Annotated in this window: 6 protein-coding genes and 1 riboswitch; of the genes, 4 read left to right on the forward strand and 2 right to left on the reverse strand. The window is 73.4% G+C overall.

The window, feature by feature from the left end; genetic code table 11:
* Positions 1-101 precede the first annotated feature (101 nt).
* Together ACFV0T_RS22035 and ACFV0T_RS22040 are read left to right on the forward strand one after the other, a co-directional pair.
* The gene (locus tag ACFV0T_RS22035; protein ID WP_385781607.1) at positions 102-12,134 is read left to right on the forward strand and encodes a hypothetical protein; all 12,033 of its coding nucleotides are present in this window, start codon (positions 102-104) and stop codon (positions 12,132-12,134) included.
* A 53-nt stretch (positions 12,135-12,187) separates the two neighbouring features.
* Entirely contained in the window at positions 12,188-14,716 is a 2,529-nt protein-coding gene (locus ACFV0T_RS22040; RefSeq protein ID WP_385781610.1) for a right-handed parallel beta-helix repeat-containing protein, read from the forward strand.
* A gap of 6 nt (positions 14,717-14,722) precedes the next feature.
* On the opposite strand, the gene ACFV0T_RS22045 is transcribed toward ACFV0T_RS22040, so the two are convergent.
* Both ACFV0T_RS22045 and ACFV0T_RS22050 read right to left on the reverse strand, forming a co-directional pair.
* Positions 14,723-15,052: a putative quinol monooxygenase gene (locus tag ACFV0T_RS22045; RefSeq protein ID WP_385781613.1), complete on the reverse strand. Its 330-nt coding sequence runs from the start codon at positions 15,050-15,052 to the stop codon at positions 14,723-14,725.
* A gap of 109 nt (positions 15,053-15,161) precedes the next feature.
* Positions 15,162-16,886, reverse strand: coding sequence for a C40 family peptidase (locus ACFV0T_RS22050; RefSeq protein ID WP_385781615.1), 1,725 nt, complete (start codon positions 16,884-16,886; stop codon positions 15,162-15,164).
* Positions 16,887-16,894: 8 nt separating this feature from the next.
* A riboswitch (cyclic di-AMP (ydaO/yuaA leader) is annotated at positions 16,895-17,068 on the reverse strand.
* A 307-nt stretch (positions 17,069-17,375) separates the two neighbouring features.
* Between ACFV0T_RS22050 and ACFV0T_RS22055 the strand changes: the two genes are divergently transcribed.
* Together ACFV0T_RS22055 and ACFV0T_RS22060 are read left to right on the forward strand one after the other, a co-directional pair.
* Complete coding sequence (locus ACFV0T_RS22055; protein ID WP_385781618.1) at positions 17,376-18,725, forward strand: transaminase; 1,350 nt, start codon at positions 17,376-17,378, stop codon at positions 18,723-18,725.
* A gap of 54 nt (positions 18,726-18,779) precedes the next feature.
* The gene (locus tag ACFV0T_RS22060) at positions 18,780-19,220 is read left to right on the forward strand and encodes an Lrp/AsnC family transcriptional regulator (protein ID WP_385781621.1); all 441 of its coding nucleotides are present in this window, start codon (positions 18,780-18,782) and stop codon (positions 19,218-19,220) included.
* Positions 19,221-19,232: the final 12 nt, after the last annotated feature.

Below are 19,232 nucleotides of genomic sequence, written 5' to 3' on the forward strand. Positions count from 1 at the left end.
GACTCGTGTAACGCAGCTCACGTGAACCGCGCCGCCCCCTACGGCGTGGTCCGATGGGGAGTGACCGCCCCGAGCTCTGTCGCCTCCGGGAGGAACCCCGTATGCCACGCCCGACCGACTGGAACGCGATCGGGCTCGACGGGGACCCCACGCCGGGCGACCCCGAGCGGATCCGGACGCTGGCCACCGAGCTGAACGGGCTCGGCACCTCAGCGCGCGAGATCAGCACCGCCATCGACGCGGTGATGAACACCGCGGGTGACAGCGTCTTCGTCGGCGAGGCCGCCAACGCCCTGCGCGACAAGGTCGACGACCGGCTGCGCGGTCACATCGAGGACGTCGCCCAGTCCTTCGAGTCCGCGTCGACGGCACTGACCGGCTGGGCCGACAAGCTCACCGAGTTGCAGCAGACGGCCGACGGCGCGCTCTCCGCGGGGCGGGGCCTGTCCGAGGACGACTCGCAGCGCGAGACCTACGCCACCACGGCCAGGCAGGCGGGCACCGACCACTCGGAGGCGGCCTCGACGGCGGCCGGGACCATCCGGGGCGTCGCCAACATCCAGCTGCCCATCTCCCAGTGCGAGATCTTCTGGGAGGCGTTCCAGTGGCTGGCGATCATCCTGATCATCCCGGCGCTGATCTTCGGCGGTCCCATCGCCCTGCTGGCCATCGGCGTCAACCTCACGCTGTTCCTGAAGACCGTCGTCGACTTCGCCCGGGGCGACGCCAACTTCCTCGACCTGTTCCTGGCCGGCCTGGGCATCCTCGCCCCGACCACCAAGGCCCTGCCGATCTTCCAGATCATCAAGGCCGGTGCCACCGCCTTCGGCAGAGGATTCGCCAATGTGGCCCGCAGCGCCTTCCAGGGGCTGCGGAACCTGTTCACCAACGGCTTCCGCTTCACCTCCCTGATGCCGGGCATCCAGGACTTCCTACGCCTGAGCACCACCTGGGTACGGCAGAACGGCCTGTGGGTCATGCAGGGCCTGCACAACCTGCCCCAGCTCACCGGAATGGCCTTCCAGCGCGGCGGACTGACGATCCTGCAGGGGCTGCGCGCCATCCCCGGCGTGGTGCGGGGCCTGCCGTCCACCCTCGGGCGCGGCTTCACCGCCGGGGCGAACGGCCTGGGCCGCGCCATTGTCACCGGCTGGAACGGCCTGGCCACCGGCGCCCGCGCCACCTGGAACTTCGCCGTCGCCCAGCTCGGCGGCAGCAAGTGGCTGCGCCTGATCCTCCCCGTGGACGCCGGCGAGATCGGCCAGTACGGGCTGCGGGGCGCCCTGCGCATCGGCCTCTTCGAGCGTGGCGTGATGGGCAGTCACATCTTCGGTGCCCCGCTCGGCGGAGCGGTCGGGCGCGGGGTCAGCGCCGTGCAGGTACCGCTCGGCCCCCACGGTGTCGACGGGCTGGTCGACATGCCCCGGGTCCAGCTGAACAACGTACGGCTCGGCGACTGGGCCGGTTCGAACGTCGGCACCCGGCCCTTCCAGACGGCCAACGGGCCGGTGGACCTGTCGTCCGCGCTGCGCACGCCCGATCTGCACCTGGGCGACGTCGGCGCCCTCGGCGACCGCACCGGGCTCGGCCTCCACGCCTCACGGCAGTTGGACGCCCTGGTCGACATCCCGAAGGCCCATCTGAACGCCATGCACCTGGACGGCTTCGGGACCATGCCGGGCCGCGGAGACACCGGGCTCGGCGTCAGCGCCGGCGGCTCCGCCCCCACGCTGCACTCCTCCGGTCTCTACCTGCCCGCCTCCGCGGGCGCCCCCACGTCCCACGGCGTCAACCTCACCGCCGCCGGGCCCGTCCCGGGCGGCACCCACGCCACGCTCACCGCCGTACAGGCACCACCGCCCGGCACCGCGGCCACCGCCGACGTCCTGCTGTCGGGCGGCCCCGGCGGCACCCACACCGCCCCCGCCACCACCGTGCTCACCGGCGCCCACACCCCGCCGCCGGGCACCACGACGACCGGCAACCTGCTCACCCCGGGAACCCCGGGCCCGAGCCCCGCGCACACCGTGCTGTCCGGCACGCAGGCGCCGCCGCCGGGCGTCACGGGGGCGCGCGACCTGACCACGTCCTCCCCGGGCACCCAGGGCGCGCGGAACCTCACGGTCGCCCCCGGAACCACGGCGGGTGCCACCCCGCCGGCCACCGGCGTCGCCCTCGGCACCGGCACCCAGGTCACCCCCGGCGCCGGGGTCTCGGCGTTCGACCTGCTCGCCGGCGGCGCCCGCGGCGTGCCGGACAGCCCGGTCCCCGCGGGCGCGGGCCACACCCTGGCCGACCGCACCACCAGTGCCCTGACGGCCAACCAGACCAGGCTCCACCTCGACGAACTCCTCCACGTCCCGGGCTCTCCCCGCCCCGGTGGCGCGCCGACCCACGGTGTCACCGGCTCCGCCGTACCCACGCCCGTCGACCCGGCGCGTGGCACGGCCGGCGGTGCGGTGCCGCCGCCGGAGCACTCGCGCGCCGCGCTCGACCTGGTGGAGAACGGCGGAGGCGTGCGCTCCACGGACAGCCCGGCCTTCGCCGGAGCGCCCGGTAGAACCGACACGGGCGCCGTGCACAGTACGCCCGTCCCCTCCACCGGCGACGCCGTTCGCGGCACGTCCGTTCCCGCCGGAGGTGTCCCCGACGACGCCGCGCACGCCTTCGCCGGAGCCCCGGTCAGGCGGAACACGCCCGTCACGGCCGCACAGTACAACTCGCTCACGCCCGCCCAGATCGAGCAGCTGTGGATCCGGGACGGAGAGCGTGTGGACGCGCTGTTCGGCGCCGCCGACGATCCGCTGCGCCAGACCCGCCGGGAGGCCTGGCGGGACTTCGCCCAGACCCGCCACGACCTGGGCCGCGCCGAGGACCTGGTGCGCGGCGGCGACGCCGGGTCCTCCAGCGGACCCAGCGTGCACGAGATCCGTATCCGTCAGAACGTGGAGAACGCGCAGGGCCGTTACGACGCGGCGCACCGCCGGCTGACCGACCTCGGTGTCGACCCGGCGCGCATGGACGCGGACTTCACCGCCCTGTACACCCGCAGCCTCTCCGAACGCCCGCGGGTGGTCGCGGGCATGTACCAGGACACCCCGGCGTCCCCGCACCCCGAAGCCGCCACCTCGGACGCGACGCCCCCGCCGGTCGCCCACACCGTCGACGAGGCCACCACCTCCACGGCGCAGCCGCAGCGTCTGGACGAGGTGCTGGCCGACCACAGTCAGGCGGTACGCGACCTCCAGAGGATCGAGGCGAGCCAGTCCCAGGTCGGCAAGTCCGCCCAGGCGCGGAACGAGGCGCGGATCGAGCTGGACGGGGCCACCAAGCGGGTGGATGAGACCAGGGTCGCGCTGGACGACGCCCTGACCCGGCAGGTGTCCGCGGGGGAGCTGTCACAACGCGAACTGAACATGCTCGTCGACCAGTTCGCGGGCGCCGGTGACATCGAGCGCGCCGCGGTCCTGCGCGAGCACGCCGTGGCACTCGACGTCCGGGCGCGCAGCCTGCCGCCCGGCGCCGCGAGCCGCCCGGACCAGATCATCCGGACCGGAACGGAGATCCGCGACCAGGCGCTGACCGTGCGGAACCGGGCGCAGGACCTGGAGCGGGCGCTGGCGACCGGCACCGCGACACCGGAGCAACTCAAGCCGCTGAGCGGCGACCTCACCCGGTCCGTGAACGACCTCGAAGCGGGCCTCCAGGGCTTCGTCAGGGACGCCGCCCCGCTGGGCGGTGCCTACGCGCTGCGCAACGAGTTCGGTCCGGTGGCCTCCGTGGGCCGCTATCTGGCGAAGGTCGTGGACGAAGCCGTGGAGAAGGCGGCACCGGGCGCCCACGTCGTCGTCAAGGGATTCCTCGGTACGGAGACCTCCGTGGCGCGGGTGCGCCCGCTCGGCGACTTCGTCCGGCGCTTCCGTACCGACAAGGCGTACGCGGAGGTGCCGACCGGCCAGCAGTGGAAGTCCGTCCTGCCCGGCGACGAGGGCCGCTGGAAGACGGTGTTCGGGGACTTCGACAAGCTGCCGCACAGGGAGCAGATCTCATTCGTGCGCACGCTCTCGGAGGAGAACGTCAAGGCGCTGCGCAGGGAGTTCGACACCCTGCTGGACGGCATGTCGCCCACGGACCGACTGGCGTTCCGCGCCCTGCGGGACCGGCTGGAGAACCTGCCGTACCGCATCAAGCACGCGACACCCGCCTACCACGCCATCGCCAACAGCGGCATTATGTCGTCCCAGGGCGACCTGGCCCGCCGAGGCGTCAAGTTCCTCGCGTCCGGCAAGAGTTCGGCAAAGAACACCTCCAACCTGGGCAACGACGACTTCGTCTTCTTCCGGATGGAGGTCGGCGACAAGGCGATGGAGTCCCGCTACGGGCCGACCACCCTGGTCTTCGACGCCAAGGTGCTGGAGGAGAAGGGCGGCTGGGTGTCGCTGCACGACCAGTTGCACCCGCTGGACCGCGAGACCATGCGCCACCTGACCTGGGGCGAGGACCTGGCCCGCGGCGCCAAGTACGACTCCGGGTTCGACGAGGTCGGCAAGCGTGCCCGCTGGACGTACCAGTACCCCGACGGCAGCTCCCGCCCGGTCTCCTTCGAGCAGGAGGTCTTCCATGGCGAGCACGTGCGCGAGGCACTGGCCCTGTCGGTGGTGCGGGAAGTGGCCAGCATAGGGGGCGACTTCCAGACCCATGTGCTCAAGCTGCTCGACAACCTCGACAACACCGACGCGCTGGGCTCCGTCGTCTCCAAGCTCTACCGGCCGGAAGCCAAGTTCGCCTCCGGGCTGCCCATCAACCCCAGCGGGATCGCGACCCACGCCGATCTGCCGACCCCGTTGCAGGTCGTGAACAAGGACGGCGACGGGCGCTATCTCGCCGACGGCACGGTGGACCCGGCGGCGCGGGCCGCCGGCAAGAAGTACGACGAGGCCGCCGACCGCGTTCGTCAGGCGGACAACGCCATCGCGAGCAAGCAGACCAAGTCCGTCGGCTACCACCTCAGGAAGGCGGAGCTGCACGCCCAGCAGTCGGTCGACCTGACCAGGACGTTCCACGCGTCCGCCACCGGCGAGCGCCAGGTGCTGGCGCAGGGCCTGCTCGACCAACGCGTCAAGCTCCTGGAGGACATCCAGGCGAGGTTGAAGCCGCAGCCCAAGCCGCAGCCGCAGCCGCCGGCGCAGGTCGAGCGGGCCGGCAGCTCCGTGACGGCGGCCGGGTCCTCCCTGGACGTGAAGCGGCTGGTCGCCCTCAAGGACCACCCCGTGGACCGGGCGCTGACCGACGTGCTGGCGGACGCCACTCCCCAGGCGAAGAAGATGGCCCGGGTGCTGGTCGAGTCCGGTGGATTCCGGCCGCTCGCGAACTCCACGGACGGTGTCCAGACCACTGCGGCCGTAGGCCTCGGCAGGTCCGCCTTCGACAAGGCCTTCAAGGCGCTGCGTGCTGCGGACCTGGTCGTGGGGATGGACGACGGTCTGCATCTGACGGACAAGGGGCGCACCGCCCTGCTGCCGAGACGGACGACGTCCGACCTCTCCGCGGCGCCGTCGAGCTCGGGCGGCGCCGGCCCGGACATCCCGACGCCGTTCGTCGGGGGCTCCGGTCTCCCGCACGGCCCGGCATCCTCCGCTGAGTTCCACGGCGCCTCGCTCGCCACCGGCGACGGAACCCGGATCGGCGGGGACCTCGGCCCCGTCCGCCTCGATCCGGAGGGAACTCCGCCCGGCCGTCAGGCGGGACACGACCCGACATCGGGCGGGGCGGAGTCCGGCACCGCCCAGCTCCGCGACCTCGACCTGCCGAAGCCGTCCCGGGGCGGGGACCTCACCGACAACGACGTGCCGCGACCGACCGACACCACCCGGTTCGGGACGGACGACACCCCCCAGTTCGGGACGGACGACACTCCTCGGTTCGGGACGGACGACAGCCCCCGGTTCGGGACGGACGACACCCCCAGGCTGATCGACGAAACCACCGCGGATCCCCTACGCATCGACCCGCCGTCGCCCGCTCTGAAGGACGGTGACACTTTCCCGTCGCCGTCCGGTCTGAGGGACTCGGAGACTCTCCCGTCGCCGTCCGGTCTGAGGGACTCGGAGACTCTCCCGTCGTCGTCCGGTCTGAGGGACTCGGAGGCTCTTCAGCCGTCCCCTGCGCCGAAGGACGGCGACACTCTCCAGCCGTCTCCCGCGCCGAAGGACTCGGAGGCTCTTCAGACTTCCCACGCGCCGAAGGACTCGGAGGCTCTTCAGCCGTCTCCCACGCCGAAGGACTCGGAGGCTCTTCAGCCGTCTCCCGCGCCGAAGGACTCGGAGGCTCTTCAGCCGTCTCCCGCGCCGAAGGACTCGGAGGCTCTTCAGCCGTCCCCCGCGCCGAAGGACAGCGACACCCTCCAGCCTTCCCCCGCCCCGAAAACCGACGGCACTCTCCACCCGTCCTCCAGCCAGAACGCCACTGACACCTTCCGTCCAGCACCCGCGCCGAACGGCGCGAACGCCTCGCACGCCGGTGGTACCCCCAGGCCGCCCGTCGGGCCGCGCACCGGTGGGGCCGGGCCGGTCGCGGCCGATCTGCTGGATCCCGCCGTGTTCAGGAGCCGTACCGCCACTCCGACGGGCATCCGCTCCCGCTCGCAGATCGACGTCCTCGACCGCGGTCTCGCCGCCTTCCACCGCATCCCCGAGACGCAGTTGGCCGAGCGTGCCCAGGCGCTGGACCAACTGGCCGCCGCGGCGGACAACTTCCTGCGCATCCGCCCGGACTCGGCCCGTCGCGCGGGCGTGCAGCAGCTCCTCAACCAGACCCGGGCCGAGGCGACCGCGTACCGGCTGCTCCACGAGTACGACAGCATCGCCGTCGGTCAGGGAGCCCGAGCCCACGCCCTGGACAACCTGGCGGACCGGACCCGGGCCGCCCTGTCCGCCGGAGGAGCCCACCAGGGCACGCACACCCGGCTTCAGGGTCTCCTGACCAGGGCCGAGCGCGAAGCCGACGCGTACCGCCTGTTCGCGACGAGCGAGACCCCGCCGCGCCTCGCACCCGCGCCCGCACCCGCACCGGGCCTGGCGGGCGGGGACCTGCCCTGGGCCCGGGAGTACGCCGGTGCCGAGGCGATCCTGGGGCCGGAGGGGCGGCCGTTCAGGGAGGCGTGGAGCGAGCTGACCCGGGCCCGACAGGAGCTCGGCCGGGTCGAGAACCTGGGGGGCGGCCCCGCGACCGGCAGTACCTCGCGGCCGCTCGGCGCGATCGACGCGCAACGCGGAACCGAACTGGCCACCGCACAGGCCGATTTCCGCACCGCCTACCAGAACCTGCGCGACCTCGGGATCGAACCGCGCGACATCGACGCCCGGTTGAGCGCGCTCAACCACGACGCGGCCGTCGAACGAGGCGCGCGGGTCGGCGCCGGGTTCCTGCCCCCGCTGCCCGACTCGGTCCCGACATCCGTCGCCACGCTCCAGTTGAGCGACTCCGGCGTCGCCGGACCCAACGGACTCACGATCGAGCGGATCACGGCCGAGGACGGCAGCGTCAGCCACCGCGTGGTGGACCACCGGTCGCACCTGGACGACAGCCGCACGGTCACCCCCCGGCCGGACGGCGGCTTCGACGTGCGGCACACCGCGACGGACACCGTCACCGTCTACAACGAGGGCGGTTCCAGGATCGCCGACGACATCCCGCTCAGGGGCGTCGACGGACAGCCCAACGGCCTGCGTCTGCACACCGACGTCAACGGCCACGGCCGCCCGCAGGAGTCCCGGGTCCCGGGCCCGGACGGAGGCCGGTACTCCGTCGTCCGCCTGCCCGACGACACCACGCGGATCACCGACCTACGCTCTGGCGTCACCACCCGTTTCGGCGCCCAGGGCGACCACCTCGACCAGGGCCTCCAGCTCACCGGCCGGGACGGCACCCCCGCCGCGACCGACCGGGTCCTGATCACCGAGGGCGCCGGCCACCACGTCACCGACCTCGCTGGCAACCGCCTGCCCCACCAGGTCACCGGCCTCGGCGCCGGAAACGGCTTCCGTGTCACCGACGACGTCACGGGCTCGTCCGTACGGCACGACGGCCAGGGACACCTGCGGGAGTCCGGCCTGTCGCTCACCGACGCGCACGGCACGCGCGGCGGGCTGTACCTGGCCGACAACGGCGCCGGCGCGCACACCGTGACCGACGCCCTCGGCACCCCGCGGCCCGGGGCCGTCACCGTCCTGCCCGACGGCGGCGGATTCCGGGTCGTCGACGACACGACCGGCGCCACCACCCGATACGCCCCCGACGGCCACTGGCAGGACGCCGGCCGCGCCCTCGCCGAACCCGCGACCGGACAACGCGGCGCCCGTATCGCCGTACCGGACGGATCGGGCGGCCACCGCCTCACCGACCTCTCCGGCAACCCGCTGCCGGAGCGGGTCGTCGACGCGGGGAACGGCCGGCTGCGCACCATCGACGACGTGTCCGGCCGGTCCGTCCTGCACGACGCCGACGCCCGCCCGGTCTCGACCGCCACGGCCCTCGCCGATCCCGTGACCGGGCAGCGCGGCACCCGGTTCGCGGAGCCGGACGGATCGGGTGGCCACCGCCTCACCGACCCGCACGGCACCCCGTTGCCCGACGCCGTCACCGCCCTCCCCGGCAACGGCGGTTTCCGAACCGCGCACACGACCGGTTACCGGACCTTCGGGACCGACGGCGCCCTCACCGGCGACGGCCTGCGGCTCACCGGACGCCACGGCGGACCGGGCGGACACCTCGACCGCCCGCAGGGCGGCGCCGCGCGCTGGCTGGACGACGCCTTCACCCCCGACCCGTCGCGGCCGGTCACGGTCAACCAGACCGGTCACATCGAGATCGGCGCGCCGGGCGGCGGCCACCAGTTGTTCGACGGGACGACCGGCCGGTTCGTCCGGGAGGTCACCCCGTTGCCCGCGGGTGGCCACCGGATCACCGCGGCCGACGGCTCCTTCGGCCGGTACGACGCGCACGGCGACCTCGTGGCCACCGGCACTCCGCTGCCCGGTGGTCCGGCCGGGCGGAACCTCGTCACCCAGCCCCCGACCGCCGCCGGGAACGGTCCCCACGGCGCGGCCTGGCTGGAGGACGCGGCGGGCCGGCGGCTGCCGGACTGGAACGTCACCACCCGCACCGACGGCACCCTGCGCGTCGAGATCTCCCTGCCCGGCAGCGCGCGCCGCGGCGAGTTCCTGGAACTCGCGGCCGACGGCACCCTGGTCCGCCAGGGCTTCAACGTCCTGGACAGCGGCCGGCGTACCGACTTCCAGTACGTCGTCGACCGCGCCACCGGCACCTGGCAGCGCACCACCCGGGCCGGCGCCCCGACGGCCGTCGGCGCCTTCCACCACGGCGCCGTCGACCTCACGGGCGCGGCCGAGGGACGCCTGCGGCTGCTCGCTTCGACGGGCGCACCGGTCGCGGTCTTCGAGCGCCGGGTGCTGCCCGGGGCCACCGGGGACGTGCTCGACTCCTTCCGCCGTACCGACACCATCGCCTTCGGCCGGAGCAACCCCCGTACCACCTGGGCGCGATGGGACGACTCCGGCGCACTGCGCGGCTCGGGCAGCCGCCACTACGACACCGCGGGCACCGGCTGGAGCGACACCGACGGCCTCGGCCGTACCGTCCGCGAGTACCGCGACGGCCTCCAGAAGTTCGACGGCCGCCCCGGCCACACCCTGGCTGTCCGCGACGAGCAGGGCGCCTGGACCTGGCACCGCCACGACGACGCGGGCCACGAGCTGGCGTCCGGCCCCCGTACCAGGGAGGGCGTCGGCGGCGGCTGGACCGACCGGACCGCCGACGGCCGCGTCGCCCAGCGGCAGTGGGGTGGCGTGGAGTGGCCCGAACGGGCCGGCCAGTACCAGGAGCACACCCTGCGCCGGGACGGCACCCTGGCCGACACCTGGGAACGGCAGTCCCCGCACGGCAAGGAGGTCGGCAAGCGCGAGGTCATGCGCGACGGCGGCATCCTGACCACGGAACGCTGGCGCGAACAGCGCCCGCCCGCCTGGGTCCGCACCCGCTGGCTCCCCGGCGCACAGCAGGCACAGCCGCCGTACGCGCACGTCCGCGGCGACAACACCTACCAGCTGTTCACCTGGGCCAAGGAGGCGCCGGACGCGACCACCTCCGGCGTGCGCTACGTCGGGCTCGACGGGAGCACCCTCGACCTGGCCGCCGACGGCAGCCTCGTACGCTCCACCGGCAAGCTGTACGACGGCACGACCCTCAAGGTCGGCGACCACGCGCGACGCCCGGGCTACGCGCCCGACGATCTCGCGCACCAGCCCTGGGAGGAGTCCGGCGGCCGGCTCGGCTACCGCGTGCCGCAGCGGGACGCGCCCGGCGGGGCGCTCTGGCAGGACGTGTACCGGGAGGGCAGCGAACTCAGGGTGGCCCGTGAGGGACGGCCCGGCGGCGTCGTGCGCGAGTACGCCGACTCGCCCGCCGGCGACCGTTCCTGGGTGGACCGCGACGCGCACGGCAACCTCGTCGGACAGGGCCACCCCAACCCCGACGGTGTCGCGCACCACGTCGTCGAGGGCGCCGGACCGGCCGACTCCGGCCGCTGGACCTGGCGCGAGCTGGACGCGGACGGGGCCGAAGTCGCCACCGGACGCCGGGAGTTCTTCCGCGGCTCCAGCGACTCCCGGCTGCCCTGGGACGACTCCTACCGTGACTACGACGCCGCCGGAGCGCTGGTCCGCGAACGCCGGATGCTCGACTCGGGCCGGTACACGGACGCTTGGCGCGACCCGGACCTCGACGCGGGCGGCCGCTGGCTGACCACCGCGTACGAGCGTGACGGCACCCCCGTCAACCCCGGTGCGGGCGAGCAGATCCGCCGCTGGTGGAACCCGCGGACCCGGACCTGGCAGGACCAGTGGCTGCCGGGCGCCGGACACTTCCGCGACGAACTGCGCGTCACCCCGCACGGCCCGCACCTCACGCTGCGCGAGACCCCGGTCGGCGGCGCCGGCCCGCTGCGCGTCCGCAGCTATGACACCACCGTCACCCCCGGCACCCCCGCCCGGTCCGTCTGGCAGGAGTACGACCACGGCACCGTGGTCCGCCGGCGCCGCGCCGAGTCGGGCGGCTTCCTGGAGACGGACGCCTGGCGAGGCCAGTGGAACCGTTACACCGCCGACGGCGACCTGGTCGCCCGACGCACCGACAGCGGGCTGGTCTTCGAACGCGACACGTTCGGCCGCTGGCGACTGGTCGGCAACGAGTACGACTTCCGGGGCCCGCTCACCGAGATCCGCGGCTGGGGCCGCCGGGTCCGCGAGGCCCAGCGGATGCCGTGGTCCGGCACCACCGTCCCCGAAGGGCCGTTCGGCCTCGGCGGCAACCCCGCGCTGCGCGAGGCCCGTTACCAGCCCTACTGGCGGTCGGTCGCCCAGAAGGCGGCGCTGGAGTTCGGCCAGGAGTTCCTGCTCGAGTTCGGCGCCAACCTCGCGGTCAACGGCATCGTCGCCGCCGCCCAGAACAAGCCGTTCACCGGGCAGGACGCACTGAAGTCCTTCGCCAACGCGGCGGTCGGAGCGGGCATCAAGACCGGTCTGAGCACCGCGATCCACGAGAACCGCGGCGCCTTCTTCCGGGACCTCGGGGACTACAAGGCGGGTTACGCCAACATCGACGGCGGCAAGCCGTGGACCCGCAGGCCCGGCAACCACGACAAGACGTGGGCCAACGAATGGGCGGGCAACGAGACGGCCACCCGCTGGCGCGGCGGCACCTACGACTTCTCCTTCGGTGTCCTCACCAGCGTGCTCTCCGGCTGGGTCAACGGCAGCATGAACGCGGCCGTCTGGGGTGTGAGCAACGCCAACGGCGACACCGTGAAACTCTCCGGCTGGGAGGCCCTCGCGGACGGCGGCATCAACGCCGCGGCCTCGCTCACCACGGCCGTCACCACCGGCCTGGTGAAGAACGTCTTCGTGCTGAGCACCGGCGGCCGGCTCTTCCACCGGCAGGGATTCGCGGACTTCTGGGTCCAGCTACCCTTCAAGCTCTTCGAGAAGTCCATCCAGTCGCTGTACCTGACCAGCGCCTACCGTGCGAACATCAGTCCGCCCTGGTACCAGGCTCCTTGAGCCGGGGCACGGAGCGCGGCGGTGGCAACAGCGAGCACCAGTGAGGAACGGACATGACCCGTCACACCGTGGCGCCCAAGGGACAGGGCGGCCGGGGCGCCTACCGCACCATCGGTGAGGCGGTACGCGCGGCCTCGCCCGGCGACCTCGTGGTGATCGCCCCCGGCACCTGGACCGAGGCCGTGGTGCTGGACCGGGCGGTCGTGCTGACCGCGGAACAGGGCCGGGGCAGCGTCGTCCTGGCCGCCCCGCCGGGCGAGGAGCCCGCGGTGACCGTCTCGGGTCCGGACTGCGCCCTGCACAACATCACCGTCTGGGGCGCCGACCCGGGTGTCCCGGCCGTCACGGTCGAGCCCGGCGCCGGGCTGGTGCTGGAGGAGTGCACGGTCGAGAGCGGCCGGGTCCAGGCCAAGGGACCGGACGACGAGGAGAGCGGGACCACCGCCGTGGTGCTGCGCCGGTGCCGCCTGGAAGGTGCCCGGCTGGCCGGACTCCACCTGGCCGGCGCGGTCCGCGCCCAGCTCGAGGACACCTCCGTCACGGGAGTGGACGGCACCGGCGTCGTCCTGTCCGGCACCGCCCGACTCGACGCCGTACGGCTGCGCCTGGAGCGTACGACCGGATCCGGCGTGCGGCTGCGCGGCCGGTCACGGCTGCGGCTGACCGACTCGGTGCTGACCGGCAGCGGCCGGGCCGGGCTGCTCCTGGAGGACACCACCGAGGCCAGCGCCGGGGAGGTCCGGATCGAGGCGCCGGGCGCCGCCGGAGTGCACCTGACCGGCTCCGCGCGGGCCCAGCTGACCGACTGCCGCATCCGCGGTGCCGCCGCCAGCGGGCTCGTCGTACAGGAGGACGCCCGGCTGAACGCCTCGGGCTGCGCGGTGGCCGACGCGGGCGCCAACGGGCTTCTCGTCACCGGCGCCGGGCAGGCCGAGCTCGCGGACTGCCGGATCGACCGCAGCACCTTCAGCGCCGTCCACCTCGCGGGCACCGCGGTCGGACGGCTCGCGGACTGCCGGGTGCGCGGCGGCGCCGAACACGGCGTCCACGCCACCGGCGAGGCCCGGCTCGAACTCGCCGACTGCGGGATCAGCGACGTCGCCATGACCGGTGTGTGCGTGCTGGAGCGGGCCGCGGCCACGCTCACCGGCTGCCGGATCTCGGGGTCGGCCTCCGGCATCGGCATCGGATCGCCGGCCGGTACCACCGTCGAGCACAGCACGGTGACCGACACCGGGGAGATCGGTGTCCAGGTCGCCAAGGGCGCCGCCGCCGTCCTCACCGGGATCCGGGTCACCGGGGCCGGCGCGGCGGGCCTCGTGGTCGACGAGGGCGCCGACGCCAAGGTGACGGGCGGCTCGCTGGAGGACTGCGCGGGCTCCGGCGCGGTCGTGTGGACCGGCGCCCGGCCGGAGATGACCAACCTGCGCATCCACCACCCGGGCAAGAACGGCGTGTTCCTGGCCGAGGGCGCGGGCGGCACCTTCACCTCGCTGGACGTCACCCGTTCCGGCTTCCCCGCCCTGCACGTGGGCGCCACCGCCGACCCCCTCTTCCGGCACTGCCGGATCAGCGACTGCGCCGAGGCTCTCGGTGTCGACGACGGCGCGGTCCCCGTGCTGGAGGACTGCACGAAGGACGGCCTCCCGCTCACCTTCGGCACCCCGGCCCCGGCTCCGGCCCCGGCACCCGCCTCGCCCCACGCGGCGCCGGGTGCCGCCGAGCCGGCCCGCCCCGGGGCCGCCGAGGCGTCGGACGAGCCCGAGGAGACCCTGGAGGACCTGCTCGGCGAACTGCACGAACTGGTCGGCCTCGACCGGGTCAAGCGGGACGTCGGCTCGCTGGTCAAGCTGATGCAGACGGTCCGCCGCCGCGAGGAGGCGGGCCTGCCCGCCCCGCCGCTCAGCCGCCACCTCGTCTTCGCCGGGAACCCCGGCACCGGCAAGACCACGGTCGCCCGCCTCTACGGCAGGCTGCTGAAAGCTCTCGGGCTGCTGCGCCGAGGCCACCTCGTCGAGGTCGACCGGACGGCACTGGTCGGCGAGTACGTCGGCCACACCGGCCCCAAGACCACCGCCGCCTTCAACCGGGCCCTGGGCGGCGTGCTGTTCATCGACGAGGCGTACTCCCTCGCCCCGCTCGGCGCGGGCAACGACTTCGGCACCGAAGCCGTCGCCACCCTGGTCAAGCTGATGGAGGACCACCGCGACGACGTCGTCGTCATCGCCGCCGGATACCCCGGTGACATGGACCGCTTCGTCAGCTCCAACCCCGGCCTCGCCTCCAGGTTCGGCCGCACCCTTTTCTTCGAGGACTACGCGGCCGCCGAGCTCGTCTCGATCGTCGAGTACCAGGCCGGCCGGCACCGCTACGAACTCACGCCCACCGCCCGCACGGAGCTCCTGGACATGTTCCGGCGCCTGCCCAAGGGCGAGGGGTTCGGCAACGGCCGCTCGGCCCGGCAGGTCTTCCAGGAGATGACCGAACGCCAGGCCCAGCGGGTCGCCGAACTCACCGACCCCACCGCGGACCAGCTGATCAGCCTGGAGTCGCAGGACCTTCCGGTCCCGGCCGAGCGCTGAACGGCCTCACGGCCGCGGGGCCAGCTCCGCCATCGGTCCCCAGCCGTGCTGGTCGGGAACGTTCACGTTGATGATCTCGGGCGTCTCGGCGACCGCGCCGGCCATCGTGGCCAGCCCCGCCTTGAAGTGCTCGGACCCCACGTGTGCGGCCCCGGCGTCCTCGTCCGCGAACGCCTCCAACAGGGTGAACCTGTGCGGGTCGTCGACGCTGCGCGACCAGTCGAAGAACAGGTTGCCCGGTTCCGCGCGGGTGGCCTCGGTGAAGGGAGCCACCAGGGCCGGCCACTCGTCGGCGAGCTCGGGACGGACGGTGAAGCGTACGGCGATGAAAATCATGGCTCCACCATGCCGCCGTCGGCGGCGGAATGCCAGCGGCGGACACTCCTGTACGGCCCGACCCGTGCGGCCCGACCTGCAGTACGGCCCGACCTGTGCGGCCCGGGGCTCAGGCGGGCCGGGCCGCGCTGTGGATCGCGGTCTGGCCGGCGAAGAAGATCGACTCCTCCCGTATGGAAGCGCCCGGACCGGGGGCGTGGATCATCGTGCCGTTGCCCGTGCAGAGACCGACGTGGCCGGCGTCGCCGTGGAAGAAGATGAGGTCTCCGGGCTGGAGGTCGGTGAGCGGTATCGCCGCGACGCCGCGAGCCTGGTCGAGCGCCGTACGGGGGAGCGCGACCCCCGCGGCCCGCCAGGCTGCCTGGGTCAGGCTGGAGCAGTCGTACGACTCGGGTCCGGTCGCGCCCCACAGGCACGGCCTGCCGATCTGGGCGCGGGCGAAGTCGAGCGCCATGGCGGCCTTGCCGCCGTAGGGCGGTTCGGGCACGGGAACGGGGGCGGGAGTGACGAACTGCCCGGTGTCGACGGGGCTGTTCGGGTAGCCCATGTCCGAGGGGACGACGGCGAACTGTCCGGTGTCGACGGGGCCGTTCGTGTAACCCGTGTCGACGGGGAGGCTGAACTGCCCGGTGTCCACAGGGCTGTTCGTGTGGCCCACGACGGTGGGGATGACGGCGAACTGTCCGGTGTCGACGGGGCCGTTCGTGTAGCCCGTGTCGACGGGGAGGCTGAACTGTCCGGTGTCGACGGGGCTGTTCGGGTACCCCATGTCCGAGGGGACGACGGCGAACTGTCCGGTGTCGACGGGGCCGTTCGTGTAACCCGTGTCGACGGTGAGGCTGAACTGTCCGGTGTCCACAGGGCTGTTCGTGTGGCCCACGACGGTGGGGACGACGGCGAACTGCCCGGTGTCGACGGGGCCGTTCGTGTAGCCCGTGTCGACGGGGAGACTGAACTGCCCGGTGTCGAGCGGGGTGTTCGCGTAGCCGCCGCCGAGGGGGAAGCCGGTGTCGAGTCCGGTCGCCGGCTGCGTGAGCCAGCCGTCACCCTCGCCGAACAGCGGATCCGGCTGCGCGGGGGACGGCCACAGGGGTTCGGCCGGGGGCGCGGCTTCGAGCGCGGCGGGCGGTGTGCTGCGCAGGGCGAGCTGCCGGGCCAGCAGTCTCCTCGCGGAGGCGAGCTTGTCCTGGATCTGCCCCTTGGTCGTCCGCAGCGCGGCCTGCCGCGACCCGCTGTCGGGCGAGGGCGAGGGCGAGGGCGAGGGCGAGAGCGCGGGCGAAGGCGAGAGCGAGGCGGCGGGCAGCGCGGCCGGGAGCGCCGGAGCGGCCTGGGGCGCGGGCAGGGCCGGGAGGGCGTCACGTCCCCTCTCCGGCGCGGCCGGAAGCGCGGCGACGGGACCGGCGGTGAGCTCCGTTACGCGCCTGGCGGGTGCCTCCAGTTCGAGACGGGGGGCCGGAATGCCGGCCGGCAGCTCCGCCGGGCGGTCGGGGCGCTCGGCGCGCGCGGGGCGGGCCGCGGCCGGAGGGTCGGGCATCCTGTCGGCCGGCAGCACCGCCGCGACGGTCGGGCCCAGCTTGGCGCGCGCCCCGTCGAACCACTGCCGGGCGATGGTGTCGAGGGCGGGATCGCCCGGCCGACGCTCCGGGTTCCGCGCCGGTTCGGCGGACCTGCGGTTTCCCGCTGACATCGCGCGGGTGGCGTTGTAGGTTCCCGTGTCCGTCTCGGCGCGGTCGTAGAGGGTGTTGATCCGTCTCCGGATCTCCTCACGGCTGACCGCGTCCTGCATTCCGGGGAGACCGGGACCAGCGGGGCGCGTGTCGCGTTCCGGCGCCATCGGCGACGTACTCCTTCCGTGCACCGCCTACCGAGTTAGCTGTCGGGTTCGGGCGGAGGTTCCGGAAGGCGTGCCCTACGGCCCTTGCCCCGCAGGGCAGTTGGGCCGATTCACCCCAAAGATCGGTTGGGTCCCCGGCTCCGGCGGCCGCAGTGGTTCACCGGACTCGGCGGAGGCTGCACGGCCCGGCGGGATTCGCCGGAGGGTTCCGAGCGGCCTGGCGCCAACTTAGCTAATTTGTGCGGCTCATGTGAAGGTTGAAGGGCGGTATGCCCGATACGTAATTGTGACCTTCATTTCCTTGTGGCCTCTCCGGGTTGCGGCGGCCCCCGGCCGGGCTGCTGCGCCCGCTGCCTCCCCGGTGTCCTGTCGACGCGTGAATCAATCGTCACGCTCACTGATTCGAGCGCCGATCCTTGATGTGACGTCGAATACGGTCGTATGGTCCAGGCATTCCTTCGCCATCCGTCGTCGCCATCCGAGGTAGTCATGGACCGCACCCGCCTGCAGCACCTTCTGGCCCGCGAGAGCGCCGAGGCCGACCGCCGCAACCCGCGTTCGAAGGCCGCCTACGGGCGGTCCGAGCACCTCTTCGGTCGGGTTCCGATGACCTGGATGAACAAGACGGCCGGTGCCTTTCCCCGTTACCTGGACACCGCCCGGGGCGCCCGCGTGACCGACATCGACGGACACGACTACATCGACTTCTGCCTCGGGGACACGGGCGCGATGGCCGGCCATTCGCCGGAGGTGGTGGCCGCCGCCGTCCAGCACCGGTTCGCCGAGCTCGGCGGGGCGACCGCGATGCTGCCGACCGAGGACGCCGAGTGGGTCGGCGCCGAGCTCACCCGGCGCTTCGGGCTGACGCGGTGGAGCTTCTCGCTCACGGCGACGGACGCCAACCGGTGGGCGATCCGGCTCGCCCGTGCCGTCACCGGCCGCGCCAAGATCCTGGTGAACAGCTACAGCTACCACGGCAGCGTCGACGAGTCGCTCATCGTGGTCGGCCCCGACGGCCGGGGCGCGGCCCGCCCCGGCAACGTCGGCGCGCCCTGCGACGTCACACTGACCAGCCGGGTCGCCGAGTTCAACGACCTGGCGCAGTTGGAGCGCGAACTCGCCCACGGGGACGTCGCCGCCGTCCTGATGGAGCCCGCGCTGACCAACATCGGCATCGTGCTGCCCGAACCCGGCTATCTGGCCGGGGTCCGTGCCCTGACCCGGCAGTACGGCGCGCTCCTCGTCAACGACGAGACGCACACCTTCTCCGCCGGGCCGGGCGGCTGCACCGCGGCCTGGGACCTGGAACCCGACGTGCTGACCATCGGCAAGGCGATCGGCGGCGGCATCCCCGCCGGTACCTACGGCCTCTCCGCCGACCTGGCCGAGCGGCTGCTGGCCCGCGCCGACCTCGACCTGGTGGACATGGGCGGGGTCGGCGGCACCCTCGCGGGCAACGCGCTGTCCGTCGCCGCGACGCGCGCCACCCTGGAACACGTCCTGACCGACCAGGCCTTCGCCCATATGTCCAAGCTCTCCGAGCGCTTCGAGACGGGCGTCAGGGCGGGCATCGACGCCCACGGCCTGCCCTGGTCGGTCAGCCGCCTCGGCGCGCGTACCGAGTACCGCTTCACCGCGCCCGCGCCACGCACCGGCACCGAGTCGGCGGCGGCCGCGGACCCGGAGCTGGAGGACTTCCTCCACCTCTATCTCGCCAACCGCGGAATCCTGCTGACCCCGTTCCACAACATGGCGCTCATGTGCCCGGACACCACGGAGCGGGACGTGGACACGCACACCGGGGTGTTCGCCGCCGCCCTGGCCGAACTGGCCGGCTGACGTGCGCCGATAGGGTGGTCGCGAGCCGCCGGGACGGGAAGGGAAGCAGGGGACGTGGACGAGATCGACCGGGCCATCCTGCGGGAACTGCAGACCGACGGCCGCATCGCGTACGCCGACCTCGGCCCGAAGGTCGGCCTGTCCGCCTCGGCGGCCCGGCAGCGTCTGCAACGCCTGCTGGACTCCAGGGCCGTTCAGGTCGTCGGCGTGACCGACCCGATGGCCATGGGCGGCCAGGCGATGGCACTGCTCGGCATCGGGGTGGACGGAGACCCGCGAGTCGTCGCCGACGCCCTGGCCGAACGCCCCGAGGTGGTCTACTCCGTACTCACCTCCGGCGGGTTCGACCTGTTCGCCGAGGTGGTCACCCCCGGCCCGAAGGACCTCCTGGACTTCGTCAACGACGTCGTCAGACCGATCGACGGAGTCCGGCAGGTGCAGTCCTTCCCCTACTTCGGGATCCACACCCACCGGTTCCTCTGGGACGTCGGCTGACCTCGCGTGCCG

It is taken from the genome of Streptomyces sp. NPDC059582, assembly GCF_042735715.1.
In the GTDB taxonomy this organism is placed as follows: domain Bacteria; phylum Actinomycetota; class Actinomycetes; order Streptomycetales; family Streptomycetaceae; genus Streptomyces.